Origin of the sequence: Azohydromonas caseinilytica (assembly GCF_012927045.1) — a bacterium.
GTDB classification, from domain to species: Bacteria; Pseudomonadota; Gammaproteobacteria; order Burkholderiales; family Burkholderiaceae_C; genus Azohydromonas; species Azohydromonas caseinilytica.
Map to the genome: position 1 here is coordinate 1 of NZ_JABBFW010000095.1, position 1055 is coordinate 1055.

The 1055-nt window shown below is 52.6% G+C and carries 2 rRNA genes; both read left to right on the plus strand.

What is annotated here, in order from left to right:
- Positions 1-59 (plus strand): 16S ribosomal RNA (locus HHL10_RS30115); the annotation flags it as partial.
- 370 nt (positions 60-429) lie between these two features.
- Positions 430-1055: ribosomal RNA gene (locus tag HHL10_RS30120) — 23S ribosomal RNA — on the plus strand; the annotation flags it as partial.

A 1055-nucleotide genomic window follows, 5' to 3' on the forward strand; every position in this document is an offset into this window, starting at 1 on the left:
CTGGGGTGAAGTCGTAACAAGGTAGCCGTATCGGAAGGTGCGGCTGGATCACCTCCTTTCTAGAGAAACTGAGCACACCACCGAGGCCTTCGGTGTCCTGAGCGCTCACACTTATCGGCTGTAGGTTTTAAGAAGTGCACGACGAATCATCGAGTCGAGCGCACATGCAAGTTCGTGGCGATACGGGCGGATTTGCATGTGCGATCTTTTTTGATCGTGCCGCTCTTTAACAATTCATAGAGTCGAATCAGCGTTGCCGCTGGAAAGTGTCTTCGGACACACCGTGCCAGCGGCAATTATTGATTGCGTCACCAGACTTCAACTCGAAAGAGATTGAAGCACGGCAACAACGCGAATACTCAAACAGCCAACCGATGAGTTGGCTGCAGTCCTTGACGATCTTCGTTGCGACGGAGGTCAAAGTTATAGGGTCAAGTGACTAAGTGCATGTGGTGGATGCCTAGGCGATTACAGGCGACGAAGGACGTGATAGCCTGCGATAAGCTTCGGGGAGCTGGCAAATTAGCTTTGATCCGGAGATTTCCGAATGGGGAAACCCACCCGCAAGGGTATCTTGTGCTGAATACATAGGCACATGAGGCGAACCGGGTGAACTGAAACATCTCAGTAGCTCGAGGAACAGACATCAACCGAGATTCCGAAAGTAGTGGCGAGCGAAATCGGAGCAGCCTGACAGTGATAGCAGGGGACTTAGCAAAACGGCATGGAAAGGCCGGCGACAGTGGGTGATAGCCCCGTATGCGAAAAGACCCCTGTGGTACTGAGCTGTCGACAAGTAGGGCGGGACACGTGAAATCCTGTCTGAAGATGGGGGGACCATCCTCCAAGGCTAAATACTCGTAATCGACCGATAGTGAACCAGTACCGTGAGGGAAAGGCGAAAAGAACCCCGGGAGGGGAGTGAAATAGATCCTGAAACCGCATGCATACAAAAAGTCGGAGCCCTTCGGGGTGACGGCGTACCTTTTGTATAATGGGTCAGCGACTTACATTCAGTGGCGAGCTTAACCGAATAGGGCAGGCGCAGGGAAACC